Raw genomic sequence first — 18,638 nt, 5'->3', positions numbered from 1 at the left:
TCGCTTCGCTCCTCGCAATGACGAGTGGCGAGAGCCTTTGCGTCCCTAACGATTACTCCGCAGCCGCCGCGAAGCGGCTGTTCTCCAGCTCCGCCTCCAGCCGGGCCGTCTCGGCGGCCGCCAACTTGATGTTGGCTTCCTTGACATGGCCGAAGCCGCGGATCGTCTCCGGCACGCGCGCGAGCCTTGCCAGCAGCGGAATCTGCTCCGCCTTCAGCCCGGCGGTCCGCTGGTCGATCATCGCCAGATAATCCTCGAGCAGCTTCCGCTCGGCCCGACGCTCCTCGGTGCGGCCGAACGGGTCGAACGCGCCGCCGCGCAGGAACTTCAGCTTGGCCAGCACGCGGAAGGCGTGGATCATCCAGCCGCCAAACTCCTGCTTCTGGAGCCGGCCGGTCGCCTTGTCGCGCTTGGCAAAGATCGGTGGCGCGAGGTGGTACTTCAGCGTGAAGTCGCCATCGAACTTTTCCGAGACCTTCCTGGCAAAGCTGCCGTCGGTATAAAGCCGCGCGACCTCGTACTCGTCCTTGTAGGACATCAGCTTGAACAGGTTTTTCGCGACCGCCTCGGTCAGCTCGGTGGACGCAGGTGAGGCGGCCATCTCCGCCTTCCGCACCTTGGCGACCGCTGAGAGATAGCGGTCGGCATAGGCCTTGTCCTGATAGAAGGTCAGGAACTCGGCGCGGGTTGTGATGATGTCGTCGAGCGACTTCGCCGGCGCGGAGGCCCGGTTCTTGAACTGGAGCACGCTGCGCACGCGCGACATGTCGTGAGCGGCGAGGCGGCCCCAGGTGAAGGCGAGCTTGTTCATCTCGATCGCGGCGCCGTTGATCTCGATGGCGCGGAGCAAGGCCTCCAGCGACAGCGGGATCGCGCCCTTCTGGAAGGCGAAGCCGAGCATGAAGGGATTGGTCGCGATGCTGTCGCCCATCAGCGCCGCGGCAATGCCGGTCGCGTCGATGATGTCGAGGTTCTTGTCGCCGACGGCATCGCGCAGCACGGTCTGCATCGTGCCCATCTCGAAATCGAGATCGGGGTTTTGCACGAAGCTCGCGGTCGGCTGAAGGTCGGCGTTGATGTAGGCCCTGGTCACGCCGCGCTCGGCGCGGCTGAGCGCGGTCGGGCCGGCCGAGACGATCATGTCGCAGCCGAGGATGACATCGGCGCCGCCGGTGGTGATGCGAACGGCGGAGATGTCCTCAGGCTTCGGCGCGATGCGGACATGGCTCATCACCGCGCCGTTCTTCTGCGACAGGCCGGTGAAATCCAGCGCCGAGCAGCCGCGGCCGTCGACATGGGCAGCCATGCCGAGCAGCGCGCCGATGGTGATGACGCCGGTGCCGCCGATGCCGGTGACGAGGATGTTGTACGGCGCCTCGAGCTCGCGGGCGGGAGGCAGCGGCAGGTCGGCGAACAGCTGCCCGGAATCGACCGCCGACGTCTTCATGCGCTTGAGAGTGCCGCCATGCACCGTGACGAAGCTCGGGCAGAAACCTTCGACGCAGGAAAAGTCCTTGTTGCAGTTCGACTGGTCGATCTGGCGCTTGCGGCCGAACTCGGTTTCCAGCGGCTGCACCGAGACGCAGTTGGAGGCCTGCGAGCAGTCGCCGCAGCCTTCGCAGACGAGCTCGTTGATGAAGGCTCGCTTGGCGGGATCGGGATAGAGCCCGCGCTTGCGGCGGCGGCGCTTCTCCGCGGCGCAGGTCTGGTCGTAGATCACGACGGTGAGGCCCTTGATGTCGCGCAGCTCGCGCTGCACGGCATCGAGCTCGCGGCGATGGTGGATGGTGGCGCCTTGCGGGAAGTAGTTGCCTTCGGGGTATTTGCCCGGGTCGTCCGAGACGATCGCGAGCCGCTTGACGCCCTCGGCCCAGACCTGATGCGCGATCTGCGCGACATTGAAGGCGCCTTCGGCCGGCTGGCCGCCGGTCATGGCGACGGCGTCGTTGTAGAGGATCTTGTAGGTGATGTTGATGCCGGCGGCAGAGGCGGCGCGAAGCGCCAGCAGGCCCGAATGGGTATAGGTGCCGTCGCCGAGATTCTGGAAGATGTGCTGCTCGGTGGTGAAGGGCGACTGGCCGATCCAGTTCACGCCCTCGGCGCCCATGTGCGAGATCAGGTCGGTGCGGCGGGTCGGCATGCTCAAGGCCATGCCGTGGCAGCCGATGCCGGCCATGGCGCGGCTGCCCTCGGGCACGCGCGTCGAGGAGTTGTGCGGGCAGCCCGAGCAGAAGAACGGCGTGCGCGCGAGTTTGATCGGGGCACTGGTGGTTACGGGATTGTCGAAGGCTTCGAGCCGCGCCAGGCGCTGCTCCAGCACCGGGCTGTGATGGCCGAGCTTGCGCAGGCGCGCCACCAGCGCGGCGGCGACGATGGTCGGCGTCAGCTCGCCCTCGCTCGGCAGCAGCGCCGCGCCGCGCTCGTCGCGCTTGCCCGTGACGGTCGGGCGCCTCGACGCATCGACATTGTAGAGGATGCGCATCAGCTGGTCTTCGATGAAGCCGCGCTTCTCCTCGACGACGAGCACGTCCTGAAGACCTTCGGCGAAACGCTTGGCGCCGCTTTCCTCCAGCGGCCAGGTCAGCGCGACCTTGTAGATGCGCAGACCCAGATCCTGCGCGTCCTTGTCGGTGATCCCCAAGTCGGCCAGCGCCTGGCGCAGGTCGAGATAGGCCTTGCCGGTCGCGACGATGCCGAGCCGCGCCGGCTTTGAATCGAGCACGATGCGGTCGAGCTGGTTGGCGCGAGCAAAGGCCTGCACGGCTTCCATCTTCGGCCCGAACAGGCGCCGCTCGGCCTCCAGCGGCGGATCGGGCCAGCGGATGTTGAGGCCGCCGGGCGGCATCTCGAAATCGTCGGGCAGCCTGATCTGGATGCGCTCGGGATCGCTGTAGATCGACGCCGAGCTCTCGACGGTCTCGCTGATCGCCTTGAAGCCAACCCAGCAGCCGGAGAAGCGCGACAGCGCGAAACCGTAAAGGCCGAGGTCGAGATAATCCTGCAGCGTGGCGGGATTGATCACGGGGATCAGCGCCGCCGCGAACACCTGCTCGCTCTGATGCGCCAGTGTCGAGGATTGGCAACCGTGGTCGTCGCCGGCCAGCGCCAGCACGCCGCCATTGAGCGAGGTGCCGGCCGCATTGGCATGCTTGAGCGCATCGACCGAGCGATCGACGCCGGGACCCTTGCCGTACCAGATTCCGAACACGCCATCGACCTTGGCGCCGGGAAACAGGCCGACCTGCTGGCTGCCCCAGACGGCGGTTGCCGCGAGGTCCTCGTTCAGGCCGGGGACGAAGGCGATGTCGTGCTGCTGAAGGTGCGACTTCGCGCGCCACAGCGCGTGGTCGTACATGCCGAGTGGGGAACCGCGATAGCCCGAAATGAAGCCGCCGGTGTTGAGCCCCTGGAGTCGGTCGCGTTCGCGCTGCAACATGGGCAAGCGGACCAGGGCCTGCGTGCCGGACAGGAAGATCCGCTTCGATTCGAGCCGGTATTTATCGTCCAGCTCGACCTGCAACAGCGTCATTTCGGAAGTCCTCGTCTCGGCGTGGGGTTTGCGGGAGGGATTGCGGCGGTGCGGCGCGAGTTGTGACAGTCAAAAGCATGCAACGGCGAAGTCAATATCGCTGGCCGCATCCGTGGCGCTCCTGCTAGTCATGGCTTGTTGTGGAGAACATCATGGCTGCAAACGCATTCGATACCGAGATATCAGAGACGGCCGAGGCCCTGATCGGGTCATGGCGCCAGCCGCGCCAGATGCTTCAGGCGCAAACCTACGATGCGCACGCCTCGATCCATGATGACGCCACTGCGCAGAAGCTCGGCTTCAAGGGCGGCACCATCGAGGGCCCGACCCATTTCAGCCAGTTCGCCCCGCTCGGAGCACAGTTGTGGGGACCCGCCTGGTTCGAGACCGGCTGCCTTTCCGCGCATTACCGCAGCGTCTGTTACGAGGGCGAGGAGGTGCAGGCGATCCTGTCGAAACCATTGCCCGCTACGCGCCAGTGCCAGATCCAGATGGTCAAGCGCGACGGTACGGAGGTGCTGCGCGGCACCGCCTCCGTCGGCGAGCCGCACGCTCCGACCGCGCTCGAAGCGCGCCTTGCCGAGCTCAAGCCGCTCACGGACCCCGTGATCCTGCGCGACGTCAAGGTGGCGCAAACCAGCAGACGGCAGACGGTGCGCATGGCCTTCGACCAGATCATGGGCGACCTCTATCCGTTCTCCCTTCGGCGGAAGCTCGCGGTCATCACGGAGAACTCGCCGTATTACTCGGGCGCCGACAATCCGTGGCGCAGGGCGATCATCCCGATGGAGATGCTGAGCGTGCTGTTCCAGTACCGCTCCAAGGACGATCCGCTGCCGACGAGGGGCCCGGCCGTCGGCCTGTTCGCCGACCAGGAGATCCGGCTGATCAAGGGGCCGCTGTTCGTTGACGAGGACTACGAGGTCGAGCGCGAGGTGGTCGCGCTGTCCGGCAGCCGCCGCACGGAGAGTGCGTGGGCCAAGACGCGCGTGTTCGACAAGGCGGGTGCGATGGTGGCGACCATGCTGCTCAACATGGCGACGCTGAAGGATTCGTATGCGCCGTATGAGGAGGAGTATCGGAGCCTGTATGGGGCGGGGCGGTAACGTCATGCCTCGTCATTCCGGGGCGCGCGTAGCGCGAACCCGGAATCCATTTGACCTAACATTCTGCGGCCCGATGGATTCCGGGTTCGACGCTTACGCGTCGCCCCGGAATGACGACCGAGAGCGCTCATCCTTTAAGCAAGTGCACGTCGCAAAGCCGTCGCACAGGGAATAAGCAGCCCTCGATCAACGACGTAACCTCCTGACAGCGCAGCGAATTCCCCCGCACTGTTCGCCTCACCGCTATTGTACACAATGGCACGGCGCTTGCAGAACTCCTGGCACAGAGAGTTCTCGCGAGGGGCGGCGTCATGCTGAACTCAAGCAAGCCGACATTGGGCGTCATCAGCGCCGAGCCCGAGCCGATCACGCTCGACTGGCCCGCCACCGCGCTTGTGATCATCGACATGCAGCGCGATTTTCTCGAGCCCGGCGGTTTCGGCGAGACGCTCGGCAACGACGTCAGCCAGCTCGCGCGCGCGGTGAAGCCGATCGGCGCGGTGCTGAAGGCGGCTCGCGAGACCGGCACGCTGGTGATCCACACCCGCGAGGGCCATCTGGCTGACCTCTCCGACGCGCCGCCCGCGAAGCTCGAGCGCGGCGCGCCGAGCCTTCGCATCGGCGACCTCGGTCCGATGGGCCGCATTCTCATTCGCGGCGAGGCCGGCCACGACATCATTCCCGAGCTCTATCCGCTCGACAGCGAGATCGTGATCGACAAGCCCGGCAAGGGCGCGTTCTACGCCACCGAGCTTGCCGACGTGCTGGAGAAATACGGCATCGAGAACTTGCTCGTGTGCGGCGTCACCACCGAAGTGTGCGTCAACACCACTGTGCGCGAGGCCAATGACCGCGGCTTTCGCTGCGTCGTCATCTCGGACGGCTGCGCATCGTACTTTCCCGAGTTTCACGAGATGGGCCTGAAGATGATCAAGGCCCAGGGCGGCATCTTCGGCTGGGTCGCGGACTCGGCCGCAGTACTGGAGGCGATGAAGGTTTCGACCACGTAGGGGAAATATCATGAGCACATTGACGGGGACGGCCGGCAAATCTGAGATCAATACGTCAGAGTTCAAGCCGGCGCTGTGGACATCGGGCGACTGGAACGCGTTTTTCGGCTTCGGCACCAACATCCTCGTCAACATGCTGGTGCTCACGGGCCTGCTTCGCTTCGTGCTGAAGATGCCGGACAGTCTCGTGTTCGGCCGCATCCTGCCCGCGCTGGGGCTGATGATGTGCCTCTCCACCTTCTACTACGCCTACCTCGCCTATCGCCTCGCGCAGAAGACCGGGCGCAACGACGTCTGCGCGCTGCCCTCGGGCGTCAGCGTGCCGCACATGTTCATTGTCACCTTCGTGATCATGCTGCCGATCACGCTGAAGACGGGCGATCCGCTCAAGGGCTGGTCGGCCGGCCTCGTCTGGGTGTTCTTCCAGAGCTTCATCCTCATGATCGGCGGCTTCATCGCGCCGTTCATCCGCAGGATCACGCCGCGCGCGGCGCTGCTCGGCACGCTCGCGGGCGTCTCCGTCACCTTCATCTCGATGCGCCCCGCGCTCGAAATGTACATGACGCCGCAGATCGGTCTCGTCTGCTTCGCCATCATCCTGGTGAGCTGGTTCGGCGGGGTGAAATATCCGCGCGGCATTCCCGCCGGCCTCGTTGCCATCGCCGCCGGCATGATCATCGCCTGGGGCTCGAACCTCTTTGGTCTCGGCCTTGGTGGCTTGAGCCTGAAGGGCGTCGGTGACGCCTTCGCAAACTTCGGCTTCTCGGTGCCGATCCCGGCGGTGGGCTACGTCTTCTCCGGCTTCGAATTCCTCGGCATCATCCTGGTCACCGCCATTCCGTTCGGCATCTACGACCTCGTCGAGGCCATGGACAATGTCGAGAGCGCGGAAGCCGCCGGTGACGAATACCCGACCACGCGCGTGCTGACTGCCGACGGCGTCGTCAGCCTGATCGGCTGCCTGATGGGAAATCCCTTCATCAACGCGGTCTATATCGGCCATCCCGGCTGGAAGGCGATGGGCGGCCGGATCGGCTATTCGGTTGCGACCGGCATCATGGTGGTGGTGCTGGCATGGTTCGGCATCATCTCCGTGCTGCTCGCACTGGTGCCTGTCGTCGCGATCTCGCCGATCCTGCTCTATATCGGCATGCTGATCGGCGCGCAGGCGTTCCAGACCACGCCGGTCAAGCACGCGCCCGCGATCGTGCTGGCGCTGACGCCGCACCTCGCCGCCTGGGCCAAGCTCCAGATCGATACGATGCTGGGCTCGACCATGAATGCGGCGGCAACCGTCGGCGGCATGGCGGCCGACAAGGCCGACGCGGTGAAGACGGCTGCGATCGCAGCGCTGCCACAGCAGGGCGTGTTCTATCACGGCCTGGAGGTGATGGGTGGCGGCTCCATCCTCGGCGGCCTGATCCTCGGCGCGATCGGCGTGTTCATCATCGAGCGCGATTTCGAGAAGGCCTCAAGCTTCGCGCTGGTCGGTGCTGTGCTGACCTATTTCGGCTTCATGCATGGCGAAGCCGTCGGCATCGGCGGCGGTTTCGGCGTCACGCCGGCTGTCGCGTTCGCCTACGCGGTGATGGCCGCGGGTCTGTTCGCGGCCAGCAGGCTCGGCGCCGGCGAGCGCTATGCCGCGCATCCGGAGATGCAAGCCGCGCCGGCGGAGTAGCTATCCGCCCTTGACGGCACCCGCGGTGAGCCCGGCGACGATCTGTCGCTGGGCGAGCACCGTGAGCAGCAACACCGGGAAGGTGACGATCAGCGCGGCGGCGGCGAGCGGCCCCCAGCTCAGCTGGTCGAACGAGATCATGTTGTAGACGGCGACGGGCAGGGTGCGCGTCTCGCGTCCCGCCAGCACGATGCCGAACACAAAGTTGTTCCAGGAGAAGATCACGGCCAGGATGAAAGCAACCGCGATACCCGGTCGCGCGATCGGCAGCGCGACATGGCGGAACACCTGCCAGCGGCCTGCACCGTCGATAAGGGCGGCTTCTTCCAGCTCCATCGGTGTCGTCTCGAAATAGCCGATCATGATCCAGATCACGATCGGCACCGTCACCACGAGGTGGATGATGATCTGCGGCACCAGCGTGCCGAGCAATCCCAGCCACTGGAACAGCAGGAACAGCGGGATCAGGTAGGACAGGCCGGGCGTGATGCGGGCGATCAGGATCACGATCGCGGATTTGTGCGCGGCCATGCGCGCGATGCCGTAACCGGCGGGAACGCCGACGAGCAGTGCCAGCGCGGTCGCGCTCCCGGTCACGATCAGGCTGTTGACGAAATAGGTCAGGAAGCGGTTGGAGGCGAGCACATCGGCATAGTTCTTCCAGGCGAAATGCTCGGGGATGAACACCGGCGGGTAGGCGGCGTTGTCGACCTCGAATTTGAGCGACAGCGAGGCCATCCAGAGGAAGAACAGGATTGCCGGCGACACGATGACGAGCACCGAAAGCCACAGGCCGATCTGGCCGACGATCTGACGTAAGTTGATCTGACTTGGGTTGATTTGACTTGGCTCGATTTGACTTGGCTTGAATTGACTTGGGGTCATGCGCCCCTCGCGATTTCGGTCCACAGCATGCGCTGGCGGGCATAGAGCATGACGGCCGCAAGTGCGACGATCAGCAGGAAGAAGACAACGGCGATCGCCGAGCCGTAGCCGAGATCGTAATAGGTGAAGGCGACGCTGTAGAGATAGATGTTGATGGTCTCCGACGCCGAGCCCGGACCGCCCTGCGTGATCGCGAAGATGATGTCGAAGCTTTTCACCGCGTCGATCATGCGGATCATGCCGGCGATGAACAGGAAGGGCATGATCAGCGGCAGCGTGATGAAGCGAAACACCTGCCAGAAGCTGGCGCCGTCGATCTGTGCGCTCTCATAGGGTTCGGTCGGGATTGCGGCGAGCCCACCGAGCACGATCAGCATCACCAGCGGCGTCCATTGCCAGGTCTCGACCAGCACCAGCGAGGGAATGACGGTCGCGGGATGAAAGACCCAGAGCTGTGCGGGGATCCCAACCAGCGACAACAGGTAATTCAGCACGCCGAGCTGGGGATGGAACATCATGGTCCAGACCAGCGCGATCGCGACGGGCGTCGCCATCATCGGCATGATGAAGATGCCGCGCAGGAAGCCGCGGCCGGCGAATTTCTGGTGAAACACCACGGCCGAGAGCGTGCCGAGGATCAGCGGCAGCACCACCGACAGCACGGTGTAGACCATGGTGTGGCCGACCGCTTCGAGGAAGCGCGGATCGCTCGTCAGCCGCAAATAGTTGGAGATCCCGACGAAGGTGGTCGGCGCGCCGACCTTCCACTCGTTCAGGCTCATCCAGATGGTGAAGACCCATGGGAAGATGATGATCGCGAGCACGACGACCAGCGCCGGCACCACGAACGGCCAGTAGGACGGCGGCCGCAACTCCTTCTCCGGCGCGGCATCAGACTGTGCCGCGGCCGGAGCCGATTGTGTCAACGCGCTCACGCCTTTTCGCTACGCTCCAGAATTGGCCGGTACTGCTCGTGCGCCTTCTTCAGTTCGGTCGCAGGATCGGCGCCTGATAGTGTCGAGGTGAGCGCCGCGCCGACGAGATCGCGGAATTCGGCGACCGGGATCACGACGGGCAGGCCGAGCTTGCTGATCTTGGCGGAATCGATCACCGATTGCAGCCACTCCTTGGGCATCTTCACGCCGCTCTGGACTTCGGCATCGTTCAGGATCGAGTTGCGGAACGGCACGCCGCCGCCGGCCTGCAGCAGCCGCGCGCCCTGCTTCTTCGAGACCACCCACTGGCAGAGCAGATACGCGGCTTCCTTGTTCTTGCTCGCCGCGGCAATGCCGATGCCGTCGCCATAGGTCGCCGAATATTGGCCCTTCGGTCCGGCCGGCACGACGGTGTAGCCGACCTTGCCGACGACGCGCGAGGCGGCGGGATCTTCCAGCGGCGGCGCCCAGCCGACGCCGTCGATCCACATGGCCGACCGTCCTTGCGTGAACGAGGCCATCGACTCCATCCAGTTGAAGCCGGCGACGCCGGGCGGGGCGACTTTCGTCAGCAGCGTCTGATACAGCTTGGTCGCAGCGATCGCTTCCGGGCCGTCGGTCAGGATGTTGCCCTTGGCGTCGAGGAATTCGCCGCCGTAGTTGAGGAAGAAGTTGGTCCACAACGTCATGTTGGCGTTGCGCAGGCCGCGTCCGACGAAGCCGTAGGTGCCGTCCTTGGCATCGGTCAGCTTCTCTGCGGCCGCGACCATCTCATCGAAGGTTTTGGGCACCGCGACGCCCTTCTTCTGGAACAGCTCCTTGTTGTAATAGAGGATGAAATAGTCGACCGACCAGGGCAGCGACAGCATCTGGCCCTTGTCGTTCTTGGCGTATTGCAGGCCGGCGGCGGAGAAATCGCTCTCGACGAGATCTGGCGCAGTCAGCGCCGGATCCTTCATGAACGGCGTCATGTCCGCAAGCCAGCCGGCTTTCTCGAACTGCCGCTTCTGCACGTGGTAGCTGAGATGCACGACGTCGAAGCTCGGTCGACCCGAGGTGAGCTCGATCACGACCTTCTGGCGCTGCTGCTGCTCGGGGATCTGCTCGGATTCCACCTGGATGCCGGTGAGCTCGGTGAATTCCTTGATGTTCTTTTGCAGGTTATCGCCGCGCGGACCCTTGGCGAGGATCACCTCCAGCTTGGTCCCGGCGTATTTCTTCCAGTTGACCTCGGCGCGCGCCGGCAATCCGGTCAGGCTGAGCGCGCCGGCCGCGGCGGTACCCGTCAACAGCGTACGGCGCGAAATATTGTGGTTGGCCAATTTAGTCCCTCCCTCTGATTCATCTTCTTTGGGGGGGATACTAGCGACCGTGCCACGCCTGCCTAGTCCTAATCTACGATCAGGGACGAACGGCCGGCGTCTCCAGTGGCAGACCGCGCGCCCGTGACATCAGGTAGAGCTCGAGCGCGACCAGCTCGGGCGAGCCGTAATCATAGGCCTGGGCGCGGACGCCGGTCATGCAGCTGCGCAACCGCCGCTCGACCGACCCCAGCGTCTGCCACTCCAGGCGGTAAAGCGGATAGCCGGTCGGTTGACCCTGCGTGATCGGTGCGCCCGCGAGGCGCCTGTCGAAATTGTCGTCGTGGCAATTGGTGCAGGCGAGGTTGAGTTGCCCCTCGCGCTGCATGAAGAGGTCGCGTCCTTGCGCGACGAAGGGTTGGAGCCGCGGATCGTCGCCGGCCGTGATCGCCACGCCGCGCGACTGGTGGGCGACGAAGGCGGACAACGCCAGCAGATCGCGGCTCTCATAGGGCAGCGGTGTCGCCTGCTGGTGATTGGCGCGGCAGAGATTGATGCGCTGATCGAGCGTGACGGGACGGCCGAGCGCGTTGTCGAAGGCGGGATAGCGCGCCGCGACGCCTTTCATACTGCCGCGCGCATCGCCGTGGCAGTCCGCACAGGCCTTCTCCGCGCCGCCGGTCTTCTTGGTCCACAGCGCCTCGCCGTCGAGTACGAACAGCATGCCGGGATTGGAGGTGTCGTCGTCCTGCATGGCGCGCGTCTCGGGTCCCATGAAGGAATAGCCGGACCGGCGCGCATCGGGCGGGATTTCACCGGCCAGCAGGGCAGGGGCCGCGGCGAACAATGTCGCCGCCGCTATCGCGCGCCAAAGTCTCATTCGACAGTGATCGATGCCGACGCCGTGGACGAATAGCCGTTGTCGCCGATCCATTCGAACTCGAACTTGCCGCTCTCCTTCGCGACCGTGAAGAACGAGAGATATGGATTGGCTGCGATCGCCGGAAACAACTCGGCGCGAAAGACCTCGGCGCCGTTGTAGCGGCATGTAAAACTCGTGATGATGTCGCGCGGCACCAGCACGCCGTCCACGGTGTGGCGGAAGCCGGTCTCCATGATGTGCGAGGTCAGTGCGCGGATCTCGATGACGTCGCCGCGTCTGGCCTTTGCGGGAACGTTGATGAGGGCGGCCATCAGTTCATCTCCTCGGTGCAGGCGGCCAGCGTCACGACCACGTCGGCGGCGACCTGCCAGAACGTGTCGTCGGACAGGCGGGCGATCGCGACCACCTTCTGGCTGTCGGCGAGCCGGATCCTCGTCGAGACCTGGGCGCGGCCGGAGGCGGGGCCGAGATGGAAGTTGCCGATGTTCGGCTGCGGGTTCTTCTCGTTGAAGACGTGGATGCTCTTGACGTAGTCGTCGGCGGTCATGGGGCTTGCGACACTGACCGTCATCGGCACCGTGTTGCCGTTCTCGACCAGCGGAGGAATGTCGAGCTTGACCCTGCCGGTGCGCAATTGCGCTTCCCCGACGACGTTGCGGATCGCGGTCGTGAGCATCGCGGGCGTCGCCTCCAGCGGCCGCAGCGTGACGACCGGGATGGTCCCGGCGACGGTCACGCCGCCGGCAAGGCTCAGGAATCGTCGTCGCGTGGTTGGCATGAGCAGTCCTAGTCCCGAAGCGTTGCAAGATAGGCCACGATGTCCTCGATCTCCGCAGCCGACAATATCGGCTTGCCGACGAAATTGCGTCCAACACGCATGAGGTCGTCATTGCGATAGTAGGACGGCATGATGGTCTGCGGGTTGAAGCGCGACGCGTCGACCAGACGTAGCCGCAACTGGCTCACTGACCACCGGTTCCCGGCGCCGGTGAGATCCGGCGCAAGGTCGCCCTGGAACCGCGTTTCCGGGAACGGGCCGGAATGGCAGAGGATGCAGGTCGTCGTGCGCGCCAACACCAGCGTGCGCCCGCGCGCGGCATCGCCGGCTGAGCCGGTGAGGGAGTCCGCAATGCCGTCGCCGACGATTTTGTAGGGCACGAGATCTTCGGCTTTCGCACTGCCGGCGCCAAGCGCAAGAGTTATCGCGATCACCGCAGCAACAATTGATCGGTTGCGAGAGGAGAGATCGAGCCGCGGGCTCTTCTTACCTCTCCCGCGTGCGGGAGAGGTCGCCGCGCAGCGGCGGGTGAGGGTTCTCTCCTCTTGGAGGTTCTCGATTGCGGAGACACCCTCTCCCCAGCCCTCCTCCGCAGGCGGGGGAGGGAGCGCACCGGGCTCGTGGCGGCGGCTTGGTCTCATCATGTTCTAGCCAAAGCAATCCGCCGTGATGGTTTGAAACCAGCGCCCGGCTTCGTCTGCCTCGCGGGCCCGCAACTCGCGCGGGGCATCGACCGGGCTCGTCGCGCCGCCTTCGATCTCTGCGAAGACGTCGCCTTTCGGCTGGTAGTTGCCGGCAAGTGAAAAGCCGTAACCGGGCGCGACGGTGTTGTAGCAGACGCCTGTGATCCGCGGTGCCTCCGGCACGCGGCCCGTGAGCAGGTTGACGATCCCGGCGGCGCAGGCCTTGCCTTGCGCGCTTGCGGCCGAGGCCGATTTGGGAATGCCGCCGCCGAGGCAGGCATCGCCGATGACGTGGATGTCTTTGACGAGCTTCGATTCGAAGGTGACGGGATCGATCGGGCACCAGCCGGTCGCATCCGCAGCACCCGCGATCGCGGCGATGCGCCCGGCGCGCTGCGGCGGGATGACGTTGGCGACATCGGGGGTGTAGTTGCCGAACTCGGTGATGATGGTCCTGGTCGAGGCGTCGACCGAGGTGACGCGGCCACCCTGCGACAGCGCGATGCGCTCGATCATGTCGCCGTAAAGCTCCTTCCATGCCTTCTCGAACAGCCGTTGCTGGGTGAAGGCATCCTTGGCATCCAGGATCAGAACTTTCGAGCGCGGCTTCTGCGTCTTGAGATAATGCGCGATCAGGCTGGCACGCTCGTAGGGCGCCGGTGGACAGCGCGAGGGATTGGCCGGGATGGCGATCGCGACCGTGCCACCGTCCGGCATCGCCTCCAATTGCCTGCGCAGCAGCAGCGTCTGCGCGCCGGCCTGCCAGGCGTGTGGCATCTTCTCCGATGCCGCCTCATCGTAACCGGGTAGGGGCTCGAAATGGAAGTCGATGCCGGGTGAGAGCACCAGGCGATCATATGCCAGCATGACGCCGTCGGCTGTCGTGACGCTGCGCTTTTGCGTGTCGATGGCCGTCGCCGCCTGAGCGACGACGGTGATGTCATCTGCGGCGAGCTTGTCATAGCCGAATTGCTGCGCCTCGATCTCGCGCAGGCCCGCGATCACCTCGTTGCTGAACGGGCAGGCGGTGAAGAGTTTGTTCGGCTCGATCAGTGTAACTTGCAGTCTTGCATCGGCGCGCTTGAGCGCGCGAGCGCAGGCCGCGCCGCCGAAGCCGCCGCCGATCACGACGATGCGGCCCGCCGATTGCGCGCGCAGGATCGAAGGTGCAGCGAGCGATGTGGCCGCGGCGGTGATGCCGAGGATGGCATTCCGCCGTGTCACCGGCGCATTCATGGGCCTTGTCCGGAAAATGCCGCGGCGGCCGTGCGGCCGCCGCGGTCTTTGTCAGGCGAAGGTGATGTTCTGGTCGCGCAGCGGCACCGAGCGGATGCGCCTGCCGGTGGCCGCAAAATAGGCGTTGAGCACCGCCGGCGCCGCGACGCCGATGGTCGGCTCACCGACACCGCCCCAGAACCCGCCACTCGGCACCATCACCGTCTCCACCTTCGGCATCTCATTGATGCGCATCGAGTTGTAGGTGTCGAAGTTGGTCTGCTCGATCTTGCCGTCCTTGACGGTGCAGCCGCCGTAGAACAGCGCGGAGAGGCCATAGACGAAGGAGCCCGCGACCTGCCGCTCCACCTGCGCCGGATTGACGACGTAGCCGGGATCGGTGGAGGCGACGATGCGATGCATCTTGATCTTGCTGCCGTCGGTCACCGAGATCTCGGCGGCTCCGGCGACATAGCTGCCATAGCCCATGACCTGTGCGATGCCGCGATAGACGCCTTGCGGCGCCGGCGTGGTCCAGCCGATCTTCTCGGCAACGGCATTGAGCACCGCGAGGTGCTTGGGGTGGTTGCCCATCAGCTTGCGGCGGAATTCGAGCGGGTCCTGGCCTGCGGCCTGGGCCAGCTCGTCCATGAAGCACTCCATGTAGATCGCGTTGTGATTGACGTTGACGCCGCGCCAGAAGCCGGGCGGAACGTGCGGGTTGCGCATCGCATGCTCGATCAACAGGTTCGGCACCGAGTAGCCGAACGCAGCCTCGCCCGATTGGGCGACGCCCTGGAATGCGGCCGGGTCCATGCCGTTCTGGAGCGCGTCAGGACGCAGCGAGAACAGGATCGATTGCCCGGACAGGCGGTAGTGCAGCGCGACCAGATTGTTGTTGGCATCGAACGCGCCGGTCATCTTGCACTGGGTGATCGGGTGATACCGGCCGTGCGCCATGTCCTCTTCGCGCGACCACAACAGCTTGATCGGCGTGCCCGGCATCTGCTTGGCGATGATGACGGCCTGGCGGACATAGTCGGTCTGGCCGCGCCGGCCGAAGCCGCCGCCGGGCATCACCTTGTGCACGTCGCACTTTTCCGCCGGCAGGCCGGACGCCTCCAGCACCGCTGCGAACGCCGCCTCGCCATTCTGCGTGCCGCACCAGACCTCGCATTTGTCTGCCGTGTAGAGCGCGGTGGCGTTCATCGGCTCCATCGTGGCGTGGTTCTGGTAAGGGTAGCTGTAGACGGCTTCGACTTTCTTGGCGGCGCCGGCGATGGCCGCCTTCGCGTCGCCGTTCTTGTTGCCGACATAGGCCGGCTGGTCGTTGTTGAGGCCCTCGGCCAGCCACTTCGCGATCGACTCACTCGAGACCTTGGCGTTGTCGCCTTCGTCCCAGACGATCGGCAGCGCCTCCAGCGCGGTCTTGGCGTGCCACCAGGTGTCGGCAACGACCGCGACCGCGGTATCGCCGACCTTGACGACCTTCTTGACGCCCTTCATGCCGGTGATCTTGGCTTCGTCGAAGCTCTTCACCTTGCCGCCGAACACCGGGCAGTCCTTGATTGCGGCGTTCAGCATGCCCGGCAGCTTGACGTCGACGCCGTAGATCATGGTGCCGGTGGTCTTGTCGGCGGTGTCGAGCCGTTTCACGCCCTTGCCGATCAGCTTCCAGTCCTTCGGATCCTTCAGCTTGACGTCGGCGGGCGGCGTCAGCTTCGCCGCAGCCTCGGCGACCTTGCCATAGGTCGTGGTCCTGCCCGACGGCGTATGGGTGATGACGCTGTTGGCCGCCGTGCATTCAGACGCGGGCACTTTCCAGGCATCGGCGGCGGCCTGGATCAGCATCACGCGCGCGGTGGCGCCGCCCTTGCGGACATAGTCCTGCGAGGAGCGGATGCCGCGGCTGCCGCCGGTCGAGAAATCGCCCCAGACGCGCTTGCGGGCGACGCTTTGGCCGGGCGTCGGATATTCGGTCGTGACCTTGGTCCAGTCGCATTCGAGTTCCTCGGCGACGAGCTGGGCGAGGCCGGTCAGCGAGCCCTGACCCATCTCGGAGCGGGCAATGCGGATCACCACGGTATCGTCGGGCCTGACCACGACCCAGGCGCCGATCTCGGGCGAGCCGTCGGCGGCGCGGACCACGGCGGGGCCGCCGAAGGGAATGTCGAGGCCGATCGCAAGACCGGCACCGACCGCGGCCGTACCGATGACGAAGGCACGGCGATTCATCTTGGGAGAAACATGCTGATTCATGTGGCGGCTCCTCAGGCGCTTGCGATCGTGTGGATCGCCTCGCGCACCTGCTGGAAGGTGCCGCAGCGGCAGATGTTGGTGATGGCCTCGTCGATGTCGGCGTCGGTCGGCTTCGGCTTCTCGTTCAGCAGCGCCGCCACCGCCATGATCATGCCGCTCTGACAATAGCCGCATTGCGGCACGTCCTGCGCGATCCAGGCTTCCTGCACCCTGTGCAGCGAATCCCCGGATGCGAGCCCCTCGATCGTGGTGATCTTCTTGCCCTCGGCCTCGCTGACCGAGACACCGCAGGAGCGAATCGCGGCGCCGTCCATGTGAACGGTGCAGGCGCCGCATTGTGCAATGCCGCAACCGTATTTGGTGCCGGTCAGGCCGGCATTCTCGCGGATCGCCCAGAGCAGCGGCGTGTCCGGCTCGACGTCGAGTGTGAAGTTTTTTCCGTTGATTGTTAGGTTTGCCATCGCAGTCCCCTGATTGGCCCAATCCACCGATTGAACTCAGGGGCGCAATGTGTCCGGCAAACTGGAACCATTCAAATCAACAGTCCGAGGGGTGATTGCCGAAGATTGTGGCGGCCGCGGGAAGATTTTGGATCGGGCGGTGTTGTGAGCCGTCCTGAAATCGCCGCAACTAGGCTCCGCACCCCCTCCCTGAACGCCGCCATGTGGCCTGGCGCGACGGTTCCGTCCGGCGACAGTTTGTCCATTTTGCCGGGGTGCAAGACTCGGACGCTTTGGTACACTGGACCGAGTCAACAGGAGTTCCATGAACGTGCCGAGTCCCTGCAACGTGCTGATGCTCTACCCGCTATTCTCGGCAGAGTCCTTCTGGACCTTTGGCGAATCCTGCAAAGTGCTGGGCGTCAAGCGACCTGCGGCCCCTTTGGGGCTGATCACCGTTGCCGCGATGCTGCCCGAGAGCTGGACGGTCCGGCTGATCGATTGCAACACCGCAGCGGCACCCGTCAGCGATGACGATCTCGCCTGGGCCGACGTCGTCTTCACCGGCGGCATGCTGCCGCAGCAGGCCGACACGCTACACCTGATCGAGCTCTGCCGCGCGGCGGGCAAGCCGGTTGTCGTCGGCGGGCCCGATCCAACATCCAGCCCCCACATCTATGAGAGGGCCGACTTCCGGGTGCTTGGCGAGGCCGAGAGCGTCATTGACGAATTCATCGCGGCCTGGGACAGCGGCGCACGGTCCGGCGTCTTCACCGCGCCGAAATTCCAGGCCGACGTCACCAAGACGCCGGTGCCGCGCTTCGACCTGCTCAAGTTCGAGGACTATCTCTATCTCGGCGTGCAGTATTCTCGTGGATGTCCGTTTACCTGCGAGTTCTGCGACATCATCGAGCTCTACGGACGCGTGCCGCGGACCAAGACGAACGAGCAGATCCTGCGCGAGCTCGATACGCTCTACGGGATGGGCTATCGCGGCCATCTCGACTTCGTCGACGATAATTTCATCGGCAACAAGAAGTCGCTGCGGCTGTTCCTGCCCCAGCTCGCCGAGTGGCAGCGCTCCCACGGTTACCCGTTCGAGTTCTCCACCGAAGCCTCGGTCAACCTCGCCGACGATCCGGAACTGCTGGAGCTGATGGGGGCGGCCAATTTCTTCGGCATCTTCGTCGGCATCGAAAGTCCGGATCCGGCGACCCTGGTCGCGATGCGGAAGAAGCAGAACACGCGGCGCAACATCGCCGAGAGCATCCACAAGATCTACGCCGCCGGCATCCTCGTCACTGCGGGCTTCATCGTCGGCTTCGACAATGAGAAGGTCTCGATGGCTGAGGCCATGATCGACTTCATCGAGGAGGCGGCGATCCCCGTCAGCATGGTCGGCCTGCTCTATGCCTTGCCGAACACGCAGCTCACGCGCCGCCTGGAGCGCGAAGGCCGGCTTCACCCGGGCCACGATGTGGCGCCGACCATCGGGGCCGATCAATGCACGGCCGGCATCAATTTCGATCCGGTGCGCCCGCTGCGCGACATCCTGATGGACTACAGGCGGGTGCTGGAGCACGTCTACAGTCCGGCTGCCTATGCGGGACGCGTCGACCGCTTGATGACGCTGCTCGACCGTTCGCGGCAGCGCCACGAGCTCGCGGAAGGCGACATCCGCGCCAAACTCGGCGCGATGGAGACGGTGCACAAGGTGGTCACGGCCCTTCCCGAAGCGCGCGGGCCGCTGTGGCAGACCTTCATGAATTGCGCCAAGCGCGACACGTCATCGGCGCGCATCGCCGTGCAGATGATCGCCGCCTATGCCCATCTCGGGCCGTTCTCGCGCAAGGTCATCGCTGCCATCGATACGCGACTGGCGGCGCTGGACAACGAAACCGTCACTGCAGCGACTGTCGATGTGACGGCGGCTTGA

15 protein-coding genes are annotated in these 18,638 nt (G+C 65.0%); 4 read left to right on the top strand and 11 right to left on the bottom strand.

The features are described 5' to 3' along the window. Positions 1 to 52: 52 nt before the first annotated feature. A complete protein-coding gene (locus tag GPL20_RS12820; RefSeq protein ID WP_157329829.1) occupies positions 53 to 3,529 on the bottom strand; it encodes an indolepyruvate ferredoxin oxidoreductase family protein in 3,477 nt (1,158 codons plus the stop codon). 152 nt (positions 3,530 to 3,681) lie between these two features. Between GPL20_RS12820 and GPL20_RS12815 the strand changes: the two genes are divergently transcribed. From GPL20_RS12815 to GPL20_RS12805, 3 genes are all read left to right on the top strand, one after another. After that, positions 3,682 to 4,635 carry a hypothetical protein gene (locus GPL20_RS12815; protein ID WP_157329828.1) on the top strand — a complete coding sequence of 318 codons (954 nt, stop codon included), beginning with the start codon at positions 3,682 to 3,684 and terminating at the stop codon, positions 4,633 to 4,635. Positions 4,636 to 4,946: 311 nt separating this feature from the next. After that, a complete protein-coding gene (locus GPL20_RS12810) occupies positions 4,947 to 5,645 on the top strand; it encodes a cysteine hydrolase family protein (RefSeq protein WP_157329827.1) in 699 nt (232 codons plus the stop codon). Positions 5,646 to 5,655: 10 nt separating this feature from the next. Continuing rightward, a complete protein-coding gene (locus tag GPL20_RS12805; RefSeq protein ID WP_157329826.1) occupies positions 5,656 to 7,323 on the top strand; it encodes a regulator in 1,668 nt (555 codons plus the stop codon). Here the strand turns inward: GPL20_RS12805 and GPL20_RS12800 are convergent, their stop codons facing one another. The 10 genes from GPL20_RS12800 to GPL20_RS12755 form a co-directional block, all read right to left on the bottom strand. Then, entirely contained in the window at positions 7,324 to 8,148 is an 825-nt protein-coding gene (locus GPL20_RS12800; protein ID WP_254126286.1) for a carbohydrate ABC transporter permease, read from the bottom strand. Between the two features lie 56 nt (positions 8,149 to 8,204). Next, positions 8,205 to 9,143, bottom strand: a complete 939-nt coding sequence (locus GPL20_RS12795; RefSeq protein WP_254126280.1) for a carbohydrate ABC transporter permease — start codon at positions 9,141 to 9,143, stop codon at positions 8,205 to 8,207. Continuing rightward, positions 9,140 to 10,465, bottom strand: a complete 1,326-nt coding sequence (locus GPL20_RS12790) for an ABC transporter substrate-binding protein (RefSeq protein WP_157329825.1) — start codon at positions 10,463 to 10,465, stop codon at positions 9,140 to 9,142. The genes GPL20_RS12795 and GPL20_RS12790 overlap by 4 nt, the downstream gene beginning before the upstream one ends. Before the next feature lie 79 nt (positions 10,466 to 10,544). After that, positions 10,545 to 11,324: a sulfur oxidation c-type cytochrome SoxA gene (gene soxA / locus GPL20_RS12785; RefSeq protein ID WP_167533004.1), complete on the bottom strand. Its 780-nt coding sequence runs from the start codon at positions 11,322 to 11,324 to the stop codon at positions 10,545 to 10,547. Continuing rightward, positions 11,321 to 11,638, bottom strand: coding sequence for a thiosulfate oxidation carrier complex protein SoxZ (gene soxZ / locus GPL20_RS12780; protein WP_157329823.1), 318 nt, complete (start codon positions 11,636 to 11,638; stop codon positions 11,321 to 11,323). The genes soxA and soxZ overlap by 4 nt, the downstream gene beginning before the upstream one ends. Further along, the gene (locus tag GPL20_RS12775; RefSeq protein WP_157329822.1) at positions 11,638 to 12,105 is read right to left on the bottom strand and encodes a SoxY-related AACIE arm protein; all 468 of its coding nucleotides are present in this window, start codon (positions 12,103 to 12,105) and stop codon (positions 11,638 to 11,640) included. Before GPL20_RS12775 ends, soxZ begins: the two co-directional genes overlap by 1 nt. Before the next feature lie 8 nt (positions 12,106 to 12,113). After that, positions 12,114 to 12,551, bottom strand: a complete 438-nt coding sequence (gene soxX / locus GPL20_RS12770; protein WP_254126284.1) for a sulfur oxidation c-type cytochrome SoxX — start codon at positions 12,549 to 12,551, stop codon at positions 12,114 to 12,116. A gap of 201 nt (positions 12,552 to 12,752) precedes the next feature. Beyond that, entirely contained in the window at positions 12,753 to 14,024 is a 1,272-nt protein-coding gene (locus GPL20_RS12765; protein ID WP_157329820.1) for an NAD(P)/FAD-dependent oxidoreductase, read from the bottom strand. Positions 14,025 to 14,075: 51 nt separating this feature from the next. After that, on the bottom strand, positions 14,076 to 16,262 hold the full coding sequence (locus tag GPL20_RS12760; RefSeq protein ID WP_157329819.1) for a xanthine dehydrogenase family protein molybdopterin-binding subunit: 2,187 nt from the start codon (positions 16,260 to 16,262) through the stop codon (positions 14,076 to 14,078). An 11-nt stretch (positions 16,263 to 16,273) separates the two neighbouring features. Continuing rightward, complete coding sequence (locus tag GPL20_RS12755; RefSeq protein ID WP_157329818.1) at positions 16,274 to 16,723, bottom strand: (2Fe-2S)-binding protein; 450 nt, start codon at positions 16,721 to 16,723, stop codon at positions 16,274 to 16,276. 304 nt (positions 16,724 to 17,027) lie between these two features. Between GPL20_RS12755 and GPL20_RS12750 the strand changes: the two genes are divergently transcribed. Then, positions 17,028 to 18,638 (top strand): B12-binding domain-containing radical SAM protein, encoded by a 1,611-nt coding sequence (locus GPL20_RS12750; RefSeq protein WP_157329817.1) that lies wholly within the window; start codon positions 17,028 to 17,030, stop codon positions 18,636 to 18,638.

The organism is Bradyrhizobium cajani (assembly GCF_009759665.1).
Taxonomy (GTDB): Bacteria; Pseudomonadota; Alphaproteobacteria; order Rhizobiales; family Xanthobacteraceae; genus Bradyrhizobium; species Bradyrhizobium cajani.
The sequence above is the reverse complement of the archived record's forward strand: the minus strand, read 5'-3'. Positions and strand labels throughout refer to the sequence as shown.